Source organism: Streptomyces sp. NPDC111507, assembly GCF_055638955.1.
Genome location: NZ_JBVKBU010000012.1, coordinates 98,863 through 118,762, shown reverse-complemented (window position 1 = coordinate 118,762; position 19,900 = coordinate 98,863). Strand labels below are relative to the sequence as shown.

The following is a 19,900-nucleotide window of genomic DNA, read 5'->3' as shown; positions in this document are numbered from 1 at the left end:
CGTCTGTCCGGCTCGACGGCCTTCCGGCCAACTGGAGCGATTTTATAAGAACAGCTAAATCATGTGAAGGTATCCAACCTCTTCAATTAGCTAACTCAATGCTACGATTGTTGGGCACAGTCGAGCGGCACACGGACTTCCGGGAGGAACGGACCACATGACTGAGTTCGGCATGCCGTGGCCGGGAGCCGAGGTCGGCGCGCAGGCGGAGGCCGCGGGCGCGGCGGCGTTCTGCACCGGCGAGTTCGTCGACCACGACGCCTACGTCACGGTCGCCGGGATGGCGGCCTCGACCCACACGGCACTGGTCGGCCCGGCCATCGCCTACGGGTTCTCCCGCACCCCGTTCGCCCACGCCACGGCGATCCGCACGCTGTGCAACCAGGCTCCCGGACGCGTCTTCGCCGGCCTGGGCTCGGGCGCGTTCGCCATCAACCGTGACTGGTGCGGTGTGCCTGCCGACCGCCCGGTGGAGCGGATGTCCGAGCTCGTGGCGGCCGTACGAGCGTGGCTCCACGCCGAGAACGGTCAACGGGTCCGCCTCGAGGGCGAGTTCTACCGGATCGACGCGAACGTCAAGGCGCCGGTGCTGGGCCGGATCGAGGTGCCCGTCCTGCTGGCCGGGTTCCAGCGCAGGATGGCGGCGGCGGCCGGCCGCACCGCCGACGGAATCATCGGCCACGGGCTCTTCACGGACCGCTGGTGGGACGACGTCGTCCGCCCGGCCACCGAGGCCGGCTTCCGCGAGAGCGGACGGGACCGGCGGCCGCTGGAGCACGGATGGCTGTTGACGGCCATCGACGACGACGATCCCGAGCGCGCCGTCACGGACATGCGCCGCATGATCGCCTTCTATCTGACCGTGCGCACCTACGACGCGTTCGCCACGCACCACGGCTGGACCTCCCAGGTCGAGAAGATCAGAGAGGCGTTCGCCGACGGCAGGATCGACGACATGGCGCGGGCCGTGACGGACGACATGGTCGACGCCGTCGCGTTGTGCGGGAGCACGTCCGACGCCGCTGCCGCCCTGCGCCGGCGCCGTGGCTCCATCGCCCGTGACGTCGCCTACTTCGCGCCGCCGTCCTTTCTGGTCAGCGAGCGCCGCCGGCAGGCCTACGCTCGCGCCAGTCTGGCCCTGCTCCCCGCGCTGACGCCCGGCGAAGGGCTCTGAGCTCCGTACGCGCGTCCACGACATCCCCACGCACACCCACGCCAGAGGAGACCTGTGATGCCGCAAGCCGAGGAAGTCGTCGAGGAAGTGCTGGCGCTGCTGGAGCCGATGGTCGCTCCCGACGGTGGCTCCATCCGACTCGCGGAGTTCGCACCCGAGCAGTCCCGGCTGACCGTGGACTACTCCCGCGGGCACAACGACGCCTGCTCCACCTGTGTGCTCGACGGCGATTCGCTCAAGGCGTTCATCGAGGAGGGGCTGCAGACCCGGGGCGTCGAGCTGACGGAAGTGACGGTGCGCGAGCCGAGCTGAGGCCGGCACCCGGTAGCGAAATGGCGGGCGGGGCACGGTGAGACACCGTGCCCCGCCCTCTTTCTCTCCCCCCGCCACCCCGGGCGTCACCAGCCGACGAGACGATCCAGCAGCACCGATGTGCTGGAGAAGTAGTCGCCGTAGCCACCGCGGAAGAACAGCAGCGGGGTCTTGGCCGACTCAGCGCGCAGGGCGTGGACCCGGCCGACGGCCAGATGGTGGTCGCCGATCTCCACGACCTCCGCCAGCTCGCAGTCGATCCAGGCGACCACCCCGTCGAGCACGGGATTCCCCAGGGGCGACCGCCGCCAGGCGATCCCGTCGAACCGGTCGGCGCCCCGCGTCGCCATCGACCGGCACAGCAGCTCCTGGTCGGACGCCAGGGCGTTGACACAGTAGCGGCCGGCGGCACGGATCTTCGGGAAGGTCCGCGAGGAGCGGTCGGCCAGGAACGCCACCAGGGGCGGTTCGAGGGAGACCGAGGTGAACGACCCGACGATCATCGCCTCGGGCCGGCCGTCCGGGAGCGTCGCGGTGATGGCCACCACGCTGGTCGGGAAGTTTCCCAGCACCTGCCGGAAGTAGGACGCGTCGTCGGGAGAGTCCGGGGAACCGGGGGAATCGGGATGGGGTGCGCCCTCGGTGTGCATGTGCTTCCTCCTCGCCCGCGGGGCGGCGTTCAGAGCATCACGCGCAGCTGCGGGGGCAGGTCGACCCCCATCTGCGCCAGCGAGTTGGCGTGGTACGCCACACCGGGAACATGGATCATGTGGGAAAGTCCCACATGCGCGTCCCGCCAGTAGCGCTGCAGCGGATTGTCGCGCCGGATCGCGTTCCCGCCGGACCTCGCGAAGATCTCGTCGAGCGCCGACACCGCCCGCCAGGCGCAGCGCACCTGGTTGCGCCGGACGTCGGAGCGCTCCTCGATCGAGACCGTCTCCCCCGCCACCACCCGGTCGTAGACCCGGCTGATGCCGTCGATCAGCTGCACGCGCGAGGCGGCGATCTCCGCGGCGGCCTCGCCGGCCGCGTAGAGCACATAGGGGTCGTCGCGGACCTGGACGCCGGTCACGGCGACCCGGTCGCGCTGCTGGGCCAGGTGGACGTCGAGGGCGCCCTCGCAGATGCCGATGACCGCCGAGGTGATCCCGAGCGGGAACATCGAGGTGAACGGCAGGCGGTACAGGGCCTCGCCGACGCCGTTGCTCACCGCCGCCTCCCCGGCCGAGACCTCGTCCTGGTTGACGGTCCGGTAGGAGGGGATGAAGGCACCGTCGACCACGACGTCCTTGCTGCCGGTGCCGCACAGTCCGATCACGTCCCAGGAGTCGTCGATGATCTCGTACGACGACCTGGGCAGGATCACGTGCAGGACCTGCGGCGGGGACGCCGGCCGCCCCTTGCCGTCCCCGACGAGTGCGCCGAGGAAGACCCAGTCGGCGTGGTCGGTGCCCGAGGAGAAGGGCCAGCGCCCGGACAGGACGTACCCTCCGTCCGCCGGCTCGGCGATCCCGTTCGGCATGTAGGGGGAGGCGATCCAGGTTTCCGGGTTCTCGCCCCAGATCTCCTGGGCCACCCTCGGGTCCATCTGGGCGGCCTCCCAGGGGTGGACGCCCACGACCCCGCACACCCAGCCGGCGGCACCGTCGTGACGGGCCACGGCCATGACCGCCTCGGCGAAGTCGCGCGGATGGGCCGCGTAGCCACCGAACTTGACGGGCTGCAGCAGGCGCAGCACACCGGCGGAGCGCAGCAGACCCACCGTCTCGTCGCTCAGCTTGCCCAGTTTCTCGTTCCCGGGGGCGAGTTCCGCCAGCTTCGGGCCGTACTGCCCGACCCGCTGAACCACCTCATGCGCCATGTCGCGTACCGTCCGCTTCCGGGGTCGTCTCGGACGTCTTCCGGGTGAGGAACTCCAGCACCACGCGCTCGAACTCGGCCTTCCGTTCGATCTGCGCCCAGTGACCGCAGCGGGAGAAGGTGTGCAGTTCGACGTCCGGGAGCAACCGGTTGGCGAAGTGCGCCTGGTCGTAGGGGAGCATGCGGTCGTCGCGCCCCCACAGCAGCAGGGTCGGGGTGGTGAAGGACGCCGCCCTGGTCCACAGAGGCGTGTACTTCTGCCGCAGCCCGGGGGTGAACATCGACCCGATGATCGCCCTGGTCCGGTCGATCACGCCCTTCTGAAGGGCGTTGTGCATGCGTTCGTCGATGAGTTCGTCGGTGATCAGGCGGTGGTCGCTGACCATGGTCCTCACCCAGGCGGTCATGCGCTCCCGGGTCGGGTCGTCGAGGAACTCGAAGAGCCGTACGAAGCCTTCGCTGGGTTCGGCGCCGAACAGTCCCACGGACAGTCCACCGGATCCCATGATCGCCAGCCTGCGGGCCCGCTCGGGATACAGGGCCGCGAACTCCGCCGCGACCGCACCGCCCATCGAGTTGCCGACGAACAGCCCGGACTCGATGCCCAGGCTGTCCATCAGCCCGGCGATCCGGCGCGCCGCGGCCACCGGGTAGACCTCGTCGAGTTCCGGCAGCCCGGTGCCTCCGAAGCCCGGGAGGTCGGGCATGACGGTGCGGAAATGCCCGGCGAAGACGGGGAGGTTGTAGCCGAAGTTCGACCAGGCGCTGACGCCGGGTCCCGACCCGTGCAGCATGATCAGTGGTTCGCCCTCGCCGGCCTCGTGGTAGGCGAAGGTGAGCCCGTCGACGTCCTTGGTGACCCTCGTCGACTCGAAGGTGGGAGTCGTCATCGTCCACCCTCCTTCACCTGACGCTGGGGACCGGGGTCATATCCGGGTTCGGGCATGGCTGTGCTCCTTGTGACTGCGGATCGGTGCGGGCGGAGTCCCGGAGGCGTCAGGCCTTCTGACTCTGGAGGTTCAGCGCGATGTCGGTGAGCATGTCCTCCTGGCCGCCGACCAGTTGGCGGCGCCCGGCCTCGACGAGGATCTCCCGGGTGTCCACTCCGTAGAGCCGCGCCGCGATCTCGGCATGGCGCAGGAAGCTGCCGTACACCCCGGCGTAGCCAATGGTGAGGGTCTCGCGGTCGACCCGGACCGGCCGGTCCTGGAGCGGCCGTACGAGATCGTCGGCGGCGTCCTCCAGCGTGAACAGGTCGCAGCCGGTCTTCCAGCCCTTGAGGTTGGCGACCGCGACGAAGGGTTCGATGGGGGTGTTGCCCGCGGCGGCACCCTGGCCGGCCAGGGACGCGTCGACGCGGTGGACGCCCTCCTCCACGGCGGCGACGGAGTTGGCCACGCCGAGCGAGAGGTTCTCGTGGGCGTGGATGCCGACCTGGGTGTCGTCGTCGAGGACGTCCCGGTAGGCCCGCACCCGGTCGCGGACGTCGTCGGAGGTGAGGCGGCCTGCGGAGTCGGTGATGTAGACGCAGTGCGCTCCGTAGGACTCCATCAGCTTGGCCTGCGTGGCGAGTTCAGCCGGCGGGAGCATGTGGCTCATCATCAGGAACCCGGACACGTCCATGCCCAGGTTGCGGGCCTCGGCGATGTGCTGGGCCGCCACGTCCGCCTCGGTGCAGTGGGTGGCGATCCGTACCGAGCGCACTCCGAGGTCGAAGGACCTGCGGAGTTCGGTGATGGTGCCGACGCCGGGCAGCAGCAGCGTGGTGATCACCGCGCGGGGCGCGTTGGCGACGGCGGCCTCGATCCACTGCCAGTCGGTGTGGCTGCCCGGGCCGTAGTTGAGACTGGCGCCGGCCAGGCCGTCGCCGTGGCTGACCTCGATCGCCGCCACTCCGGCCCGGTCGAGGGCGGCGACGATCCTGCCGACCTGTTCGGGCTCGATGCGGTGCCGGATGGCGTGCATGCCGTCGCGCAGGGTGACGTCCTGGACGTAGATCTCGGTCATCGGGCCACCAGTTCCGCTCGCTCGACGATCCGCTCGGCGACGCGCATCGCGGCGGACGTCATGATGTCGAGGTTCCCCGCGTAGGCGGGCAGGTAGTGCGCGGCGCCCTCGACCTCCAGGAACACCGAGACCTTGGTGTCGACGGGGCCTGCCGCCTCGGGCAGCAGTGTCGTGACCTCACCCGGTTCGACGGGAGTGAACTGGACCTGCTGCACCAGCCGGTAGCCCGGTACATAGGTGGCCACCTCCGCCACCATCCGCTCGACGGACCGGCGGATCTCGTCGTGGTCGGCGTCTCCCACGAGGCAGAACACCGTGTCCCTCATGATGAGCGGCGGTTCGGCGGGGTTGAGGACGATGATCGCCTTGCCGCGCCGGGCCCCACCCACCGTCTCGATGGCGTGGGCCGTGGTCTCGGTGAACTCGTCGATGTTCGCGCGGGTGCCCGGACCGGCGGAACGCGAGGCGACGGACGCGACGATCTCGGCGTACGGCACCTCGGTCACCCGGGAGACGGCGGCGACGACCGGGATCGTGGCCTGACCGCCGCAGGTGACCATGTTGATGTTCGGGGCGTCGAGGTGTTCACCGAGGTTGACCGGCGGGACCACGAACGGGCCGAGGGCGGCCGGTGTCAGATCCACCAGTCGGCGGCCGTGCGGCTCCAGTACCCGCGCGTTGGCCACGTGCGCGGCGGCGCTGGTGGCGTCGAGCACGATACGGACCCGCTCGAACTGCGGCATGCGGATCAGGCCCTCGACCCCCTCCGCCGTCGTCGCCACGCCGAGCCGGGCGGCTCGGGCGAGACCGTCCGAGTCGGGGTCGATGCCCACCATGGCGAGCACCTCAAGGTTCTTCGAAGCACGTTTGATCTTGATGAGCAGGTCGGTTCCGATGTTGCCCGACCCGATGATCGCCACTCCCACCCTGTCCGTCATCACTCTCCCTTGTCCGAGAAACGGGCGGTGATGGTGCCGAGCGGCTCGATCGTCACCTCGAAGACATCGCCGGGCAGCACCGGGACCATGGGTCCCAGGGCGCCGGACAGCACCAGGTCACCGGCGCGCAGCGGGGAACCGAACTCGATCGCGGTGGCGGCGAGCCAGCCGAGCGCGTTCAGCGGGTCTCCCAGGCAGTCGCGCCCGGTGCCGCTGGAGACGACCTCGCCGTCGCGGAGCATCGTCATGACCAAGTCCACCGGCGCGAAGGCGCCCAGCGACCGTCCCCGGCCGCCGATGACGAAGACCCCGGAGGAGGCGTTGTCGGCCACGGTGTCCGTGATGCCGATCTTCCAGTCGGCGATGCGGCTGTCGACGATCTCCACCGCGGGGAAGGCCAGTTCCACGGCATCGCGTACGGCGGAGAGGCCGGCGGCGTCGGTGAGATCGTGCCGGAGCAGGAAGGCGACCTCGGCCTCGGCCTGCGGCTGGAGCAGTCTGCCGTAGGGCACCTCGTCGCCGTCCTCGTAGCGCATGTCGTCGAAGAGGACACCGAAGTCCGGCCGGTCGACGCCCACCTGCGACTGGACGGCCGCGGAGGTCAGTCCGATCTTGCGCCCGATCAGCCGGGCGCCGGCGGCCAGCCGGTGCTCCGTGACGATCCGCTGCACCTGGTACGCGGTTGCGATGTCGGTCCCGCCGATGAGGTCGGTGAGCGGCCCGCAGGCCAGCCCGGTGGCACTCGCGCGTTCCAGCCGGGCGGCGGCCGCGAGGACGGCCTCCGTCCCGGCGGTCATACGAGCCCTCCAATGCCCGCGGTCCGCCGCGCGGCCGGTGTGCCGCGGCGGTGGATCGCTTGTGGTGCCGGCCGTCGGGGGTTCGTGGTTTTCACCGCTTCGTCCATCACCCATTCATCGTGCTGCGTCCGCCACGCCGACCGACGCCATGTTTCCGCTGAGCGGGACAGAGCTGATCAGCGGCCGAGACCGCGGCCGCGGCCTGGGCGGCACCGTCAGACGCCGGGAGATCTCGGCGGCTGCCCACTTGACGCGGAACTTCAGCTCGTCGACGCGGACGCGCTCCTTGGGGCCGCACACCGAGACGGCGGCGATCGCCCGGTCCATGACGACGACCGGTGCGGCCACGCACGCGACCGTGGCCACGGCCTCGCCGGTCTCCGAGGCATATCCCATCCCGTGGATCCTCGCGAGGGCGGCCTCCAGGGCCTGCGCCGTCGCGATGCTGGCGTCCGTACGCCGGCACAGGCCGCTCCAGAGGTACTCGTCCACCACGTCCTTGGGGGAATACGCGAGGATCGCCTTGCCCACCGCCGTGCAGTGGGCGGGGAGGCGGCCGCCGATCCGGGACGGCAGGGTGCTGGCGAACGCTCCACCGACCCGTTCCAGGTAGACCACGTCCTGCTGGTCGAGCACCGCCAGGTGCACCACGTGACCGGTGGCCGCGCAGAGGTCCTGCAGCAGTGGCCTGGCGGCGTCGCTCATCCGGGTACGGTGCACGACCAGGCTGCCGATCTCGAACATGCGCAGCCCGAGCCGGTACTCGTTGTCGTACCTGATCAGCAGGCGGGCGTTGACCAGCTGCTGGAGAATACGGTGCACGGAGGAGCGCGGCAGACCACTGCGGACGCTGATCTGGCCCAGGTTGAGCGGTCCGGTGGACCGTTCGAAGACACCCAGGATCATCACGACCCTGTCGACCATGCTGGAGGGGGATTCGGACACTGCGACCTCCTGAGCATCCCTGGACGGCGAACCGTTCGGCACGGCCGTGGTCCAACGGGTCCCTCATGGGAAAGACTTCATCGGCTCTGCTTCGTCGGATCGCTGCGGGCTGCGCGGAGCCCGCACTCGGTCGGAGCGGCTCGCTCTGACCGGGTCACACCGGTAACTCCCGGTAGGGACCGGCGAGGTGACCGCCGTCGGCGGTGAACTGGGCCCCGGTGCAGTAGGAGGACTCGTCCGAGGCGAGGAAGAGGGCCAGGGCCGCGATCTCCTCCGGCCGTCCCATCCGGGTCAGGGGCTGGCGTCCCACGGTGCGGGCCAGCCGTGCGGAGCGCGCCTCGCCGATTCGAGCGGACCAGCGGTGTGTCGATGATCCCGGGGTGCAGCGAGTTGACCCGGATTCCGAGGGGGCCGAGGTCGATCGCCAGAGACCGGGTGAGGCCGGTCAGCGCGTGCTTCGAGGCGACGTAGCTCGCCATCGAGCCGACGCCGGTCAGTCCGTCGATCGAGGACACGTTGACGACCGACGCGCCGTGTCCTTTCCGCAGCAGGGGCAGCAGGGCGCGGATGCCGTAGAACGCCCCGTGCACGTTGACGTCGAACAGCCTCAGGTGGTCCTCGATGTCGAGCTCGTCGAACCTGCCGAGCCGTGCGGGTGCGATTCCGGCGTTGTTGACCAGGACGTCCAGGTGTCCGAACCGCTCGCGCACGACGTCGGCGGCCGCGCCCCAGTCCGCGGAGGAGGTGATGTCGAGGTGGAGGTAGCTTCCCTTCGCCGAGTGCGCGGTCGCCTCGCCGAGGTCGTCCAGGACGTCGGTGACGATCACCTCGGCGCCCTCCTGCGCGAACAGGGCGGCCTCGCAGGCGCCCTGGCCGCGCGCGGCGCCGGTGATCAGCGCCACCCTGCCGTGCAGTCTTCCTGTCATGATCGCCCCTCAGGTCATCGAAGCTCCGCCGTTCACGCGGATCACGTGTCCGGTGACGAAGCGGCTCGCCTCGGACGCCAGATACAGGACCGCGTAGGCCGAGTCGACCGACTCGGCGACCGTGCCCAGGGGCGAGACGGTGGCCATCTTGCCCGCGAGTTCGTCGAACCGGTCCTGCTCGAAGCGGCCCGACGAGTCCGTGTGCCGCTCCCGGGTGATACCGGTGTCCGTCCAGCCGGGTGCGACACCGTTGACCCGGATGCCACGGGCGCCCAGTTCGACCGCGAAGGTACGGGTCAGCGCCTCGCCGCCCTTCTTCGCCGCGGCGTAGGAGCCGGTGCCGGCGGTGGCGAAGTCGATGATGGTGGAGAGTGTGTTGACGATGCTCGACCCGGGTCGCATGACGCGCGCGGCGGCCTGGCTGCCGTAGAGCACGCTCTTCAGGTTGACGGACAGGACCCGGTCGAACTCCTCGGGCGGGACCTCCGTGAGCGGGCGGCGGATCATGATGCCCGCGTTGTTGACGAGGACGTCGAGCTGTCCGAGACCGGAGACGGTCTCGTCGACCAGGGCGGTCACGGCGGCCGGATCGGCCACGTCCACCTGGCGGGCCACGGCTTCCCCGCCGTTCTCCTTGATGCCGGCCGTGGTCGCCTCGGCGCTCTGCGCGTCGAGGTCGGCGACCACGACCCGGGCGCCGGCCGCGGCGAGCACGTCCGCGCTCGCCCGGCCGATGCCGCTGCCGCCTCCGGTGACCACCGCCACCTTGCCGTCCAGCCGGAATACGGTCCCCGGATTCATCTCGCTCCTCCCCCGCCGCGGTACGGCGGTGCTGATTTCGTACGATCTCCGGTGTGCGGGACGAGCGAGCCGGGAACGGCTCGTCATGTCGCCCCCGCCCGCACCCGGTCGGCGTCCGGTCCGAGTCCGGCGGCGACCTGCGCCGTCACGCCCTCGGCGAGGGCGCGGTGTCCCTCGTCACCGGGGTGGATACCGTCCACGAGCTGTTCGGCCGGCACGAGGTCCAGGCCCGGAACGAGCGTCACCCGGCCGTCCCCGGCCGTCGCGGCGAACCGGTGCACCGTTTCCTCCAGGGCCGCGCGGAGATCGGCGAGAGTGGCGCCGAAGCGGTTGGGGACGGTTTCCGCGTCCGGCCGGACGATGGGGCTCACCACCACGATCGGGGCCTCGGGAAGCCCTTGGCGCACGGCGGTGAGATAGAGCCGCATCGTTTCGGCGATCCGGGCCGCGCTCGTCGGCAGCGAGGTGTACGCGTTGGTGCCCCACGCCACGGCCACGGCGTCGGCCCCGGAGGCGGCCACGGTGTCGGCGGTCGGGAGTTCGCCCCGCGCCGCCCCCGCGAAACCGAGGTTGACCAGGTCGAGCCCGAGGGTGTCGGCGACCCGTGAGGGCCACGCGAGACCGGGCTCCGTGACCGACCAGCCCTGGGTGATGGAGTCGCCGTACACCACCCAGAGGGGTCCCCGGGGAGCGGGTTCGGGCCGGCGGTCCCCCGCGAGACCGACGACCGCGACCTCGGCGCACTCCGGCAGGTACACGCGTACGACGTCGTCCGGATCCCGCTCCGGCAGGGCGATGCGCACCACCGCCCCGTCGGCCGGCAGCGGAACCCGCCGGGACGGGCTCCCCGGCACCCGCACCACCAGGGCCTCGGGGAGCGTGGGCGCGGGCACGGTGGTCCGCTCCCCCACCGACACCGTCAGCTCGACCGCCGACACCGGGCCGGTGAAGGCGAGGTGCAGACCGGCGGGCACGCGGGCGGCCCGCACGGTGTCCGCCGTCAGCTTGGCGCATGCGGCGACGGGCAGCCGCGAGCCGCTCTCCGCCCACGACACCGCGGGCAGGACACCGCGCAGGAAGCGTTCCGGCTGAACCCGGATCATTCGGGGACCACCTCTCACTCGGGCGGCGGAGACGAATCCGTGCAACGGCACGATCGCGGCGTCACGCTTCCTCGGTCCGGGCTTCGGCCCGGGGCGTTGAACGCTTCTCTGCGATTCATCTAAATTACCTAACGGATATCGCTATATTAACGAGGTGGCTCCATCCGGCGTCAAGGAACGTGTCAGCACCTTCCGGAGCGCTTCCGCAAAGGACCCCTCGGCAGCCAGGGAGGCACGATGGGCATCAGCGAACTCACCCCCGACTACCGCGGTTTGATCGATCTCACGGACAAGCACGTCCTCGTACTCGGCGGAGGTCTGGGCATCGGCCGGCAGACCTGCCTCGCCGCCGCGGGTGTCGGCGCCAGGGTGTCCGTGGTCGACACGGACCACGCTCGCGCCAAGGCGGTCGCCGATGAGGTCGGCGGACTGGCGCTCACCGGCGACGCGACGAGCCGAGCCGACGTCGAGCGGTTCGTCGAGGAGGCCGTGACGCACTTCGGCCCCGTCCACGGGCTGGCCGACATCATCGGCATCTCCGACAACGGTCCGCTGAGCGAGGTGACCGACGAACTCTGGCAGCGCGGACTCGACCTGAATCTCCGTCATGTGTTCCTCGCTCTGCAGATCGGCGCGAAGGCCATGACGGAGGGCGGCTCGATGGTGTTCGTCGGCTCGGTCTCGGGTCTGCGCTCCGCCCCGGGCCACGCCGTGTACGGGGCCGCAAAGGCCGGTCTCGCCAATCTCGTCAGCACGGCCTCGCTCGAACTCGGCCCCGACATCCGCGTGAACGTCGTCGCACCCGGTCAGACGGCGACCCCGCGGGTGGCCGAGCGCCACCCGGAGCCGGGCTACTACGACAAGGCCGCCGAGCAGGTGCCGCTGGGGCGGGTGGGCCGCACGAGCGACATCGCCTCGGCCATCCTGTTCTTCCTCACTGACCTCTCGGAATGGGTCACGGGGCAGACTCTGGTGGTCGACGGCGGTGCGGGGCGGAGGTTCGCCTACCGGCTCTGACACACCGACACGAACGGGGTGGCGCGAACCTGGAAGCCAGGTCCGCGCCACCCCGTCGTCGTCCGTCACAGATGGTCGGCGACAGCCTTCTCGATCACCGTGCGCGGCTTGGCCCCGACGAGGGTCGTCACGAGTTCGCCGCCGGAGAACAGCAGGAGCGCGGGGATGGAGGAGACTCCGAATCTCTGCGCCGTCTGCGGGCTCTCGTCCAGATTGACCTTCACGATGTCCAGGGTCCCCTCGTGAGCGACGGCCATGGTGTCCAGGATCGGGCCCATCACCCGGCACGGGCCGCACCACGGCGCCCAGAAGTCCACGAGCACCGGCAGGTCAGCCCCTTGGACGACCTCGTCGAAGTCGTCGTCGGTGACCGCGCGAACTACTGCGGGCATGGTCTCGCCCTCCTTTCCCCGCCTCGCCGCGGGACTATCCGATCGCGATGATCTTCTCGGTGATGGGCGTGGTCATCGTGCCGAAGACGAACTCCTTGGGTGTGCCGTGTCCGGCGACGGCGATGTTGATCGCGGCCGGGTCGTTGAACGCCTGCACCGACTGGCTGCGCTGCTCCTCGGGAGTGAGCTGGAACATCCACTCCCATTCGGGCCGCACCAGACCGCGCTCCCGGAAGTCGATGAAGGGCGCGATGACGTCGGCGATGCGCGGCCGCATGTTGTGCAGCAGGAACCGTTTCACCGCCTCCTTGCTCAGTCCGGCGTCCGAGAACTTCTTCGCCGTCTCCGGGGGCAGCAGGTAGAAGAGCCCGTCCTCGTTGCCCAGAAGACCGGCCAGGGTGCTCGTCATGAACCCGACCTGGGTGAGGGTGGGCGTGCGCGCCGCGATGGAGCGGATACGGCGGTCGGCCGGCCCGTGGTTGGAGCCGAGGTCCCACTCACCCACCGTGTGCACCACCGTCACCGTGCTGTCGTCGGGACGCAGGCCCTTGCCCACCTGGTACGGCTCCCACGGGCTTTCGTCCTCGTTCTCCCCCAGCACCTGGATGTTCTTGCGTACGGTGCCGATGGTGTCGAGGTCCATCCGCCCGGGAATCCACGCGCCGAGGTTGCGCAGCGTCAGCGCGACCGCCCGGCCGATGCGGATGTTGACCCGGTTGTTCAGACCGGGGCCGAGCGGGCTGCGTCCGCTGTTGATGCCGAGCCTCTTCACCAGGGGGCCGTTGACGAGGATCACCGGCGCGAAGGCCCCGGTCGACATCAGGACCGAGAGGTTCATCGGAGGTGGGCACGCGGCGATCGCCTTCAGCGCGGCGATCACGACGGGCAGCTCCTCCGGGCGGCACCCGGCCATCGCGGCGTTGACCGCGATCCGCTCCAGGGTGCCCTTGCCGTGCAGCGGGGGCACGGTGAGGATCAGCTCGTCGCGAGGGCGCCCCTGGGCCTCGATGATGGCTTCCACCTTCGCCCGGGTCGGCGGATGGAGCGGCAGGCCGTCGCCGAAGTCCTGTTCCAGGTAGAACGTGTTGAAGGCGTCGACCGCCTCCACCGCGTCGCCTCCGTGGAAGGTGTACGACTCCTGCCACTCGCCGGCCTCCTCCGGTTCTTCGACGGCGGCCTCACCCCGTTCCGGGGACTCGGTGAGGGCCCGGATGATGTCCTCCGTGACCGGGAGGGTCTGCTCGGCCGCCTGCTCCGCCGTGAGCGCGGTGAAGACGCGGGGCACCACCACGTAACGCAGGCCGGGCACCCCGAACACCTTGGCGCTGGTGTCCGTGTCCCGCTCGAATCCCCGGGCCACGATGGTGACCTGTGGGACACCGGCCTTCTCCGCCTGGGCGCCGTCATGGATCAGCCAGGAGGTGCAGGCGCCGCAGTCCGCCGTGGCGCCTATCAGGGCGTCGCTCTCCTCGATGGCCCGCCGCAGCAGTTCGGGCTCGAAGCGGATGGATCCGGGAAAGAGACGGATCTTGAGGTCGGGATACGTCTCCTTGATCTTCTCCGCGACCGCGCGCAGCGCGACCTCGGCGTTGGGCTTGCTGTTGGACAGCAGTCCCAGCACCTTCCCGTTCAGTGTGTCCAGTCGCGGGGCGATGGGCGACCCCGCGGAATCCTGCTTGTCCGCGGTCGGATTGACCACCTCGACGGTGATCTGCTCTGCGCCGGCTTGGCTCGTCACGACCCTCTCCTCAACAGGTGGAGTCCGGCGAGAACGTACCGCCACCCTCCGGACTTTAACAGTTCAGTTATCTGTATCAGTTATACGATTGAGTGTGCCGTCGCCGTCAATACCGCGGCCGGAGATCGCAGACTGCCGGCCCCTCGACGTGAGCAGCGACATCACCGTGACCCCGGTGACCGCGGCGGCCACCACCAGCCAGCCGGCCGCGCGTGGGCCGGCGGACTGTGTCAGCCGGGCGGCCAGATAGGGCGTGAGACCGCCACCGGCGACGGCGCCGGCGTTGTAGGCGAACGACGCGGCGGTGTAGCGCACCCGGGTCGGGAACGCCTGGGTCAGGGTGACGTACATCGCCGGGGCCGCCGCGTAGGCGAAGGCGAGCGACAGCACGTACAGGGCACCCGCTCCGACCAGTGCCCAGGCGCCGCCGGACGCCACCCCCCGCATGCCGTACAGCAGCGGGAAGACGAGAGCGGCGCAACCGCCGTATCCGAGCAGCATCGCCGATGCGCGCCCGAACCGGTCGGTCCACCAGCCGCCCACGAGGAACCCCGAGGCCCCGAGGAACAGACATACCGCCGAGAGCCAGTAGACCCGCATGGAGGGCACGTGCAGGACGGACAGCAGGTAGACGCTCATGTAGTTGACCAGGACGCCGAGCACCGTGGTGACGACGAGATTGAGCACCGCCGCGACCGCGATCATGCGCCAGTGGCCGCGCAGCGCGGCGCGCACGGGCGAGCGCTCGACCGCCTCGGCGGCGGCCAGCGACCGGAACTCCGGCGAGTCCTCGACCCGGACCCGGTAGACCACGACGGCGAGGGTCATCGCCGCCGACAGCAGCAGCGGGACGCGCCAGCCCCAGCGCTCCATGTCCTGCGTGCCGAGAACCGTCACCAGTACGCCGACCACGGCGGGCGAGACCGCCACGCCGAGGCTCGACCCCAGGGGAATCAGCGCCTGGAGGCGTCCCCGTCTGCGGCCGCCGTCGGACTCGGAGACCAGGGTGGCCGCACCCCCGATCTCGCCTCCCGCGCAGAAGCCCTGCACCATCCGCACGAGGACCAGCAGGACGGGCGCGGCGACGCCGGCCGTGCCGTAGGTCGGCAGCAGTCCCATGACGGTCGTCGCGCCGCCCATGCCGATGACGGTGAAGATCAGGGCGGAGCGCCGCCCCAGCCGGTCGCCGAGACGGCCGAAGAAAAGCGCGCCGAGGGGGCGGGCGAGGTATCCCACCCCGTAGACGCCCAGCGAGGTGAGAATGCTCGTGGTCCGGTCGCTCGCCGGGAAGAAGAGCGGGGCCATGTAGACGACCAGGAAGCCGTAACAGGTGAAGTCGTAGAACTCGATGAAGGTCCCGAGCATGCTCGCGGTCCCCACCCGCGCGGCAATGGAACCGGTGCCTGCCGCGCCGGGCAGCACACGGGGGTTCGGCACGGCTTTCGACATCTTCGTCTCCGCCCGACGGTGTGGGTGTCTGACTGAGCGGGTGCGCGCCACAAGGCCGGCCCGTGGGCGTCACGGGTGCACGACGACCTTGAAGGTCCCCGGCGGTCTGGAGGCGGCTACCTCGAAGGCGCGTGCGGCCTCTTCGATGCCGAACCGGTGGCTGATCAGGGTCCGGGCGATCTCGGGCCGGTCGGCCAGCAGTTGCGCGGAGTGGGTGAACTCCCGTGTGCCCGTGGCGTCCCGCGCGTATCCCATCGACGGCACGACGCGTACCTCCTTGAGGAACGCCTCCCGGTAGGGCCAGGTGACGTCGGGTGGATAGACACCGACCGTCGTCACCGTGCCGAGCGACCGGGCGAGTTCGACGGCACGGAACAGTCCGCTCTCGCTGCCGCTCGCCTCGACGACGACGTCGTACAGGCCCGACGGGCGGGTCAGGCCGAGGCGTTCTCCCGCCTCGGCCTGATACGGATGCCTGGCCACGAGGGCCACTTCGGGAGCGCCCATCCGCTGGGCCGCGGCGGCGGCCAGCATGCCGATGGTGCCGGCCCCCACGACCGCGACCCTGGTGCCGGGACCGACCTCGCCCTTGCCGCAGGCGTGCCAGGAGACGGCTCCCGGTTCGACGAGTGTCGCGTCCTCCAGGGACAGTCCGGCCGGCAGCGGTACGAGCGCCGACGACGGCGCCCGGAAGCACTCCGCCATCCCGCCCGGCACCGTCATGCCGACGATGTCCCGGCCCGCGAGCCGGCACATGTTGTGCCGGCCGGCCGCGCACCACTCGCAGCCGCCGCACCTGGCGATGGCCTCGACGGCCACAGGCATGCCGTCCGCAGCCGTGGCGGCGATCTCGTGCCCGGCGATCTGGGTGCTTCCGCGCCTCAGATACCTCAGGTCCGAGCCGCAGATGCCCACGGCGGCCACCCGGACCAACTCCCCTTCCCCGCCGGGTTCTTCGGTCTCCACGACCTCGACGCCCGGGGGTGCGCAGCGAACGGCTCTCATGACGGCCCGGTCCTCACGCGAAGTCGTAGTCTTCGGGGCGGAACTTCGCCAGCAGCTCGTGGTACTCCTCCAGCCGCCAGGGCACGTTGACCTGCTGTCGGCCGAACTCGTTCACGTAGTAGTTGCGGTCCTTGGACCCCGGGTCGTACCAGATGAGGGAGAGCATCGCCTCATCCAGCCGGCGGTTGTAGTCCTCGAAGACCTCCTCGCGCACGGACAGCCGGCTGTGGCCGCCCTCGATCAGGGCGATCAGACCCTCGGCTGTGTAGCGCGCCCAGGTCTCCATCCACACGATCAGCGAACCGGACCGGTTCTGCGAGTTGGGCCCGTACATGATGAACAGGTTCGGGAAGCGCGGCACCGTGATGCTGAGGTAGGCGCGTGGCCCGCCGGCCTCCGGGTCGTTCCAGCGGTCCTCCAGGGTCTCCCCGTCCAGGCCCTGGTACCGGGTGGGCCACAGGTACTTCTGGGTGGCGAAGCCGGTGGCGGTGAAGACGAGGTCGTAGGAGCGCTCCTTGCCGTCGGCGGTTCGGATGCCGGTCGGGGTGAACCGCTCGATGGACTCCGTGACCAGCTCGACGTTGTCCTCGAGGAGCGAGGCGTACCAGTTGTTGTCGACGATGAGCCGGCGGGCCATGGGTGCGTGCCGCGGGATGAGCTTCTCCCACAGGTCGGGGCGGTCGCCCAGCTTGGACTTCACGTACGTGGTCAGGCTCTCCCGGTAGCCGTCGTTCGCCTCGTTGACGAGTCCGCCCGCGGCCTGCCACTCGGGGTCCGGTTCCTGGAGGACCTGGCCGCCCAGGCGGAGGGTGGCGATGGAGTAGCAGTACCAGTTCCAGTAGTAGGGCATCGTGTCCAGCAGCCAGCGGGTCTGAGGGGTGATGGCCTCGCCGTAGCGGTCCCGGGGGCTGATCCACTGCGGGGTGCGCTGGAAGACTCCGACGCTCCGGGCCCGCTCGCGCACGGACGACATCATCTGCACACCGGTCGAGCCGTTGCCGATGATGGCGACGTCACGGCCGTCGAGCCGTTCCTGGCCGGTGCATTCGGCGGTGTGCACGATCTCGCCCTGGAAGTCCTCGATGCCCGGGACGTCGAGGCGTTTGGGCGTGGCGAACAGGCCGCTGGCGCTCACCACGGCGTTGGCGCTGAGCCGCCGTGGCCGGCCGTCGAGCACGACGTCGAGCGACCAGCGGCCGGTCTCCGCGTCGAAGACGGCCTCCTTGACGTCGCTGTCGAAGCTGATGTGCTCGAAGACGCCGTACTTCTTGGCCACGTGCTGCAGGTACTCGCGCACCTCGCCGGCCCGCGCGAAGTACTCGGTCCACGGGTAGTTCTTCTCGAAGAAGAACTGGTAGAGGAAGTTGGTGGTGTCGACCCGGACGTCGGGGTAGGCGTTGATGCTCCAGGTGCCGCCCAGCTCCGGGCGCCGCTCGTAGACCGTGTACGGGATACCGAGGCGCTCCAGCTGGACGGCGACGGCGATGCCGCCGAATCCGGCGCCGATGACGGCCACCTGGAAGCCCTCCGGGATGGACGGCTTGGCGCCCGTCCACCGGGCGAGCCTGGGGTGGTCGTCGAAGGCCGCGAGGTCGCGTCGGTAGGCCCAGTCCCGGTCGGTGAGTTCCTCGTCGCGGAACGCCTCGTACATGCGGCGCAGCTCGGTGTCGTCCGGCTTCTCCTCGGTGAAGCCGGACGGCCTGTGGAGCAGGAACTCCTTGGCACGGGCCCGCAGGTGCGGTACGGCCTCTTCGGCGACGACGGTCTGGTTGAGCGCGCCACCGTACATGGGGGTCGCCGTGAGCGGCATTTCGAGCAGGGACTCGTCCCGGGTGACTTGGTACAGCGCGAGCCTCAGCGCGTTCAGATCGGCTTCGTCCAGCGCGCGGTCGATGAACGCCTCGTCCACCTGCCGCGGCGTTCCCGTCGCGAGCCTGCCGTTCTCGGTCATACGACTCCCTCCCTGCCGGCGCACCCGTGGTGACGGGCGATCATCCACACATCAAGCTTATTGAGTTAACTTAATCGACTCATAGATCTGGATTCAAGACGGCTGCGCGCTCTTCGGAGCCCACCGGCACACCAAGGCCGAACCCCCAGGGGAATGACGGCGACGCCCACACGGGTGAGCCGGAATCCGGTCACCGAGCGGCTGGACAGAAGGGCTGCGCAAGAGTGGGCGCGCCACCACGAGGGAGGGGGACCCGGCTTCGTCAAGGCTTCGGCAGCACGCTGCCGACACGTTTCACCGGGCCGGGCACACAGGAGTTCGGCCGGGCCGGCGAGGCTCCGGCATCATCGCGTCGCATCGCGGCACTCCCGGGATCTCGCGGTCGTCGCGACGGGTGCGGAGCCCGGTCGGCTGGATCCGATACGAGGAGAGTAGGTGGCCGCAGCTTGCGGCCGGGGTCGCGTTCCACTGACCGGGACACCGGTCGGTACACCGGTCTCGACACCGGCCTTCGTGCGGCGCGCGGGCATGGTGCCGCACGCGGGCACCGGTGGCCCCGGTCAGGCGAAGAGTTCCACCACGGGCTTGTTGTGCAAGTCGTCCTTGAGGAGATAGGTGGCCGCGACCTTCATGTGGTTGCGCCAGTGCCGCTCGGCACCCTCGGCGTCCCGGGCCTCGACCAGCATCACGAGGCGCTTGTACGCCTTGATCGCGCGCTGGAAGCGCTCGGGCGACTCGTTCTTGTCGAAATTGCGCGCGACGCGCAGTTCGAGATGGGTCGCCACGATCTCCTGGAGCACGGCACCCTGAACCGCCAGGGTCCTGTTGCCGCACCGCTCCATGATCAGCTCATGGAACCGGTAGGTGAGCCGCGACCACAGGGCCGGGTCGGGTACGGCGTCGTCCTTCGACTCCACCGCGGACTGCAGTTCCGTCACCACTTGTTCGAGGTCGGCGAGGTCCTGCTTCGTGCGGCGCTTGGCCAGCATGCGCGCACAGGCGGGCTCCGCGATCATGCGGGCCTCGTAGACGTCGTCGACGGTGGTCCCCTGCATCTGCAGCAGCAGGCCGACATGGCGGGCCGCCACCGAGGAGTCCGGGGCCATGACCTGAGCGCCGCCCCGGCTGCCGCGCCGGACCCTGATGAGCATCTCGGCCTCGAGAATGCGGAAGGCCTCGCGCAGGGTGGGCCGCGAGACACCGAACTGCTCCATGAGCTGGATCTCGGGCGGCAGGGTCTCGCCGGGCGTCAGCTCACCCTGGACGATCCGGCGGCGCAGCTGTGCGGCGATCAGCTCCGCCGTCTTGGGCGCGCGGACCGTCTGACCGATGTGCGGACCCAGTGTGGCACTCATGGCAATGAGTGTACTTGATTAGAGACTCTCATCACCTGCATCGATGAGGCCGCGTTCCGCCTCTTCCGGGCGCTCCCGCTGACCGGGACAGCCTGCCGTCTCCACCTTCGAATCAGTTTACTGATTTATC

The 19,900-nt window shown here is 70.0% G+C and carries 19 protein-coding genes; 3 read left to right on the top strand and 16 right to left on the bottom strand.

The genetic code is table 11. The features are described 5' to 3' along the window. Positions 1-157 precede the first annotated feature (157 nt). Both ACZ7M2_RS36445 and ACZ7M2_RS36440 read left to right on the top strand, forming a co-directional pair. Complete coding sequence (locus tag ACZ7M2_RS36445; protein ID WP_471598925.1) at positions 158-1,174, top strand: LLM class flavin-dependent oxidoreductase; 1,017 nt, start codon at positions 158-160, stop codon at positions 1,172-1,174. A gap of 57 nt (positions 1,175-1,231) precedes the next feature. Next, a complete protein-coding gene (locus ACZ7M2_RS36440; RefSeq protein WP_471598924.1) occupies positions 1,232-1,486 on the top strand; it encodes a NifU family protein in 255 nt (84 codons plus the stop codon). 86 nt (positions 1,487-1,572) lie between these two features. Here the strand turns inward: ACZ7M2_RS36440 and ACZ7M2_RS36435 are convergent, their stop codons facing one another. From ACZ7M2_RS36435 to ACZ7M2_RS36390, 10 genes are all read right to left on the bottom strand, one after another. Beyond that, complete coding sequence (locus ACZ7M2_RS36435; RefSeq protein WP_471598923.1) at positions 1,573-2,136, bottom strand: flavin reductase family protein; 564 nt, start codon at positions 2,134-2,136, stop codon at positions 1,573-1,575. Between the two features lie 29 nt (positions 2,137-2,165). Further along, positions 2,166-3,347: an acyl-CoA dehydrogenase family protein gene (locus tag ACZ7M2_RS36430; RefSeq protein ID WP_471598922.1), complete on the bottom strand. Its 1,182-nt coding sequence runs from the start codon at positions 3,345-3,347 to the stop codon at positions 2,166-2,168. Then, complete coding sequence (locus ACZ7M2_RS36425) at positions 3,337-4,236, bottom strand: alpha/beta fold hydrolase (protein WP_471598921.1); 900 nt, start codon at positions 4,234-4,236, stop codon at positions 3,337-3,339. The genes ACZ7M2_RS36430 and ACZ7M2_RS36425 overlap by 11 nt, the downstream gene beginning before the upstream one ends. Positions 4,237-4,342: 106 nt before the next feature. Continuing rightward, entirely contained in the window at positions 4,343-5,353 is a 1,011-nt protein-coding gene (gene dmpG / locus ACZ7M2_RS36420; RefSeq protein ID WP_471598920.1) for a 4-hydroxy-2-oxovalerate aldolase, read from the bottom strand. Next, positions 5,350-6,291 (bottom strand): acetaldehyde dehydrogenase (acetylating), encoded by a 942-nt coding sequence (locus tag ACZ7M2_RS36415; RefSeq protein ID WP_471598919.1) that lies wholly within the window; start codon positions 6,289-6,291, stop codon positions 5,350-5,352. Before ACZ7M2_RS36415 ends, dmpG begins: the two co-directional genes overlap by 4 nt. Beyond that, positions 6,291-7,088 carry a 2-keto-4-pentenoate hydratase gene (locus tag ACZ7M2_RS36410; RefSeq protein ID WP_471598918.1) on the bottom strand — a complete coding sequence of 266 codons (798 nt, stop codon included), beginning with the start codon at positions 7,086-7,088 and terminating at the stop codon, positions 6,291-6,293. Before ACZ7M2_RS36410 ends, ACZ7M2_RS36415 begins: the two co-directional genes overlap by 1 nt. A 114-nt stretch (positions 7,089-7,202) precedes the next feature. Further along, the gene (locus ACZ7M2_RS36405; protein WP_471598917.1) at positions 7,203-8,033 is read right to left on the bottom strand and encodes an IclR family transcriptional regulator; all 831 of its coding nucleotides are present in this window, start codon (positions 8,031-8,033) and stop codon (positions 7,203-7,205) included. A 77-nt stretch (positions 8,034-8,110) separates the two neighbouring features. After that, entirely contained in the window at positions 8,111-8,959 is an 849-nt protein-coding gene (locus ACZ7M2_RS36400) for an SDR family NAD(P)-dependent oxidoreductase (protein WP_471598916.1), read from the bottom strand. A 9-nt stretch (positions 8,960-8,968) separates the two neighbouring features. Further along, entirely contained in the window at positions 8,969-9,760 is a 792-nt protein-coding gene (locus ACZ7M2_RS36395; protein ID WP_471598915.1) for an SDR family NAD(P)-dependent oxidoreductase, read from the bottom strand. An 83-nt stretch (positions 9,761-9,843) separates the two neighbouring features. Beyond that, entirely contained in the window at positions 9,844-10,863 is a 1,020-nt protein-coding gene (locus ACZ7M2_RS36390) for a GDSL-type esterase/lipase family protein (RefSeq protein WP_471598914.1), read from the bottom strand. Between the two features lie 237 nt (positions 10,864-11,100). Between ACZ7M2_RS36390 and ACZ7M2_RS36385 the strand changes: the two genes are divergently transcribed. After that, positions 11,101-11,880 carry an SDR family NAD(P)-dependent oxidoreductase gene (locus ACZ7M2_RS36385; protein WP_471598913.1) on the top strand — a complete coding sequence of 260 codons (780 nt, stop codon included), beginning with the start codon at positions 11,101-11,103 and terminating at the stop codon, positions 11,878-11,880. Between the two features lie 65 nt (positions 11,881-11,945). Here the strand turns inward: ACZ7M2_RS36385 and trxA are convergent, their stop codons facing one another. The 6 genes from trxA to ACZ7M2_RS36355 form a co-directional block, all read right to left on the bottom strand. Further along, positions 11,946-12,272, bottom strand: coding sequence for a thioredoxin (gene trxA / locus ACZ7M2_RS36380; RefSeq protein ID WP_471598912.1), 327 nt, complete (start codon positions 12,270-12,272; stop codon positions 11,946-11,948). Between the two features lie 34 nt (positions 12,273-12,306). Further along, positions 12,307-14,010: a UGSC family (seleno)protein gene (locus tag ACZ7M2_RS36375; protein WP_471598911.1), complete on the bottom strand. Its 1,704-nt coding sequence runs from the start codon at positions 14,008-14,010 to the stop codon at positions 12,307-12,309. Between the two features lie 63 nt (positions 14,011-14,073). Next, a complete protein-coding gene (locus ACZ7M2_RS36370) occupies positions 14,074-15,459 on the bottom strand; it encodes an MFS transporter (RefSeq protein ID WP_471598910.1) in 1,386 nt (461 codons plus the stop codon). Positions 15,460-15,528: 69 nt separating this feature from the next. After that, on the bottom strand, positions 15,529-16,464 hold the full coding sequence (locus tag ACZ7M2_RS36365) for a zinc-dependent alcohol dehydrogenase (protein ID WP_471598909.1): 936 nt from the start codon (positions 16,462-16,464) through the stop codon (positions 15,529-15,531). 13 nt (positions 16,465-16,477) lie between these two features. Continuing rightward, complete coding sequence (locus ACZ7M2_RS36360; RefSeq protein WP_471598908.1) at positions 16,478-18,415, bottom strand: flavin-containing monooxygenase; 1,938 nt, start codon at positions 18,413-18,415, stop codon at positions 16,478-16,480. Between the two features lie 560 nt (positions 18,416-18,975). Then, a complete protein-coding gene (locus ACZ7M2_RS36355) occupies positions 18,976-19,770 on the bottom strand; it encodes a FadR/GntR family transcriptional regulator (protein ID WP_352051664.1) in 795 nt (264 codons plus the stop codon). Between the last annotated feature and the right edge of the window lie 130 nt (positions 19,771-19,900).

Excerpts from the sequence above, each read along its gene's own strand:
- ACZ7M2_RS36445 (WP_471598925.1), top strand. The coding sequence starts at position 158 with ATGACTGAGTTCGGCATGCCGTGGCCGGGAGCCGAGGTCGGCGCGCAG.
- ACZ7M2_RS36440 (WP_471598924.1), top strand. The coding sequence starts at position 1,232 with ATGCCGCAAGCCGAGGAAGTCGTCGAGGAAGTGCTGGCGCTGCTGGAG.
- ACZ7M2_RS36435 (WP_471598923.1), bottom strand. The coding sequence starts at position 2,136 with ATGCACACCGAGGGCGCACCCCATCCCGATTCCCCCGGTTCCCCGGAC.
- ACZ7M2_RS36430 (WP_471598922.1), bottom strand. The coding sequence starts at position 3,347 with ATGGCGCATGAGGTGGTTCAGCGGGTCGGGCAGTACGGCCCGAAGCTG.
- ACZ7M2_RS36425 (WP_471598921.1), bottom strand. The coding sequence starts at position 4,236 with ATGACGACTCCCACCTTCGAGTCGACGAGGGTCACCAAGGACGTCGAC.
- dmpG (WP_471598920.1), bottom strand. The coding sequence starts at position 5,353 with ATGACCGAGATCTACGTCCAGGACGTCACCCTGCGCGACGGCATGCAC.
- ACZ7M2_RS36415 (WP_471598919.1), bottom strand. The coding sequence starts at position 6,291 with ATGACGGACAGGGTGGGAGTGGCGATCATCGGGTCGGGCAACATCGGA.
- ACZ7M2_RS36410 (WP_471598918.1), bottom strand. The coding sequence starts at position 7,088 with ATGACCGCCGGGACGGAGGCCGTCCTCGCGGCCGCCGCCCGGCTGGAA.
- ACZ7M2_RS36400 (WP_471598916.1), bottom strand. The coding sequence starts at position 8,959 with ATGACAGGAAGACTGCACGGCAGGGTGGCGCTGATCACCGGCGCCGCG.
- ACZ7M2_RS36395 (WP_471598915.1), bottom strand. The coding sequence starts at position 9,760 with ATGAATCCGGGGACCGTATTCCGGCTGGACGGCAAGGTGGCGGTGGTC.
- ACZ7M2_RS36390 (WP_471598914.1), bottom strand. The coding sequence starts at position 10,863 with ATGATCCGGGTTCAGCCGGAACGCTTCCTGCGCGGTGTCCTGCCCGCG.
- ACZ7M2_RS36385 (WP_471598913.1), top strand. The coding sequence starts at position 11,101 with ATGGGCATCAGCGAACTCACCCCCGACTACCGCGGTTTGATCGATCTC.
- trxA (WP_471598912.1), bottom strand. The coding sequence starts at position 12,272 with ATGCCCGCAGTAGTTCGCGCGGTCACCGACGACGACTTCGACGAGGTC.
- ACZ7M2_RS36370 (WP_471598910.1), bottom strand. The coding sequence starts at position 15,459 with ATGTCGAAAGCCGTGCCGAACCCCCGTGTGCTGCCCGGCGCGGCAGGC.
- ACZ7M2_RS36365 (WP_471598909.1), bottom strand. The coding sequence starts at position 16,464 with ATGAGAGCCGTTCGCTGCGCACCCCCGGGCGTCGAGGTCGTGGAGACC.
- ACZ7M2_RS36360 (WP_471598908.1), bottom strand. The coding sequence starts at position 18,415 with ATGACCGAGAACGGCAGGCTCGCGACGGGAACGCCGCGGCAGGTGGAC.
- ACZ7M2_RS36355 (WP_352051664.1), bottom strand. The coding sequence starts at position 19,770 with ATGAGTGCCACACTGGGTCCGCACATCGGTCAGACGGTCCGCGCGCCC.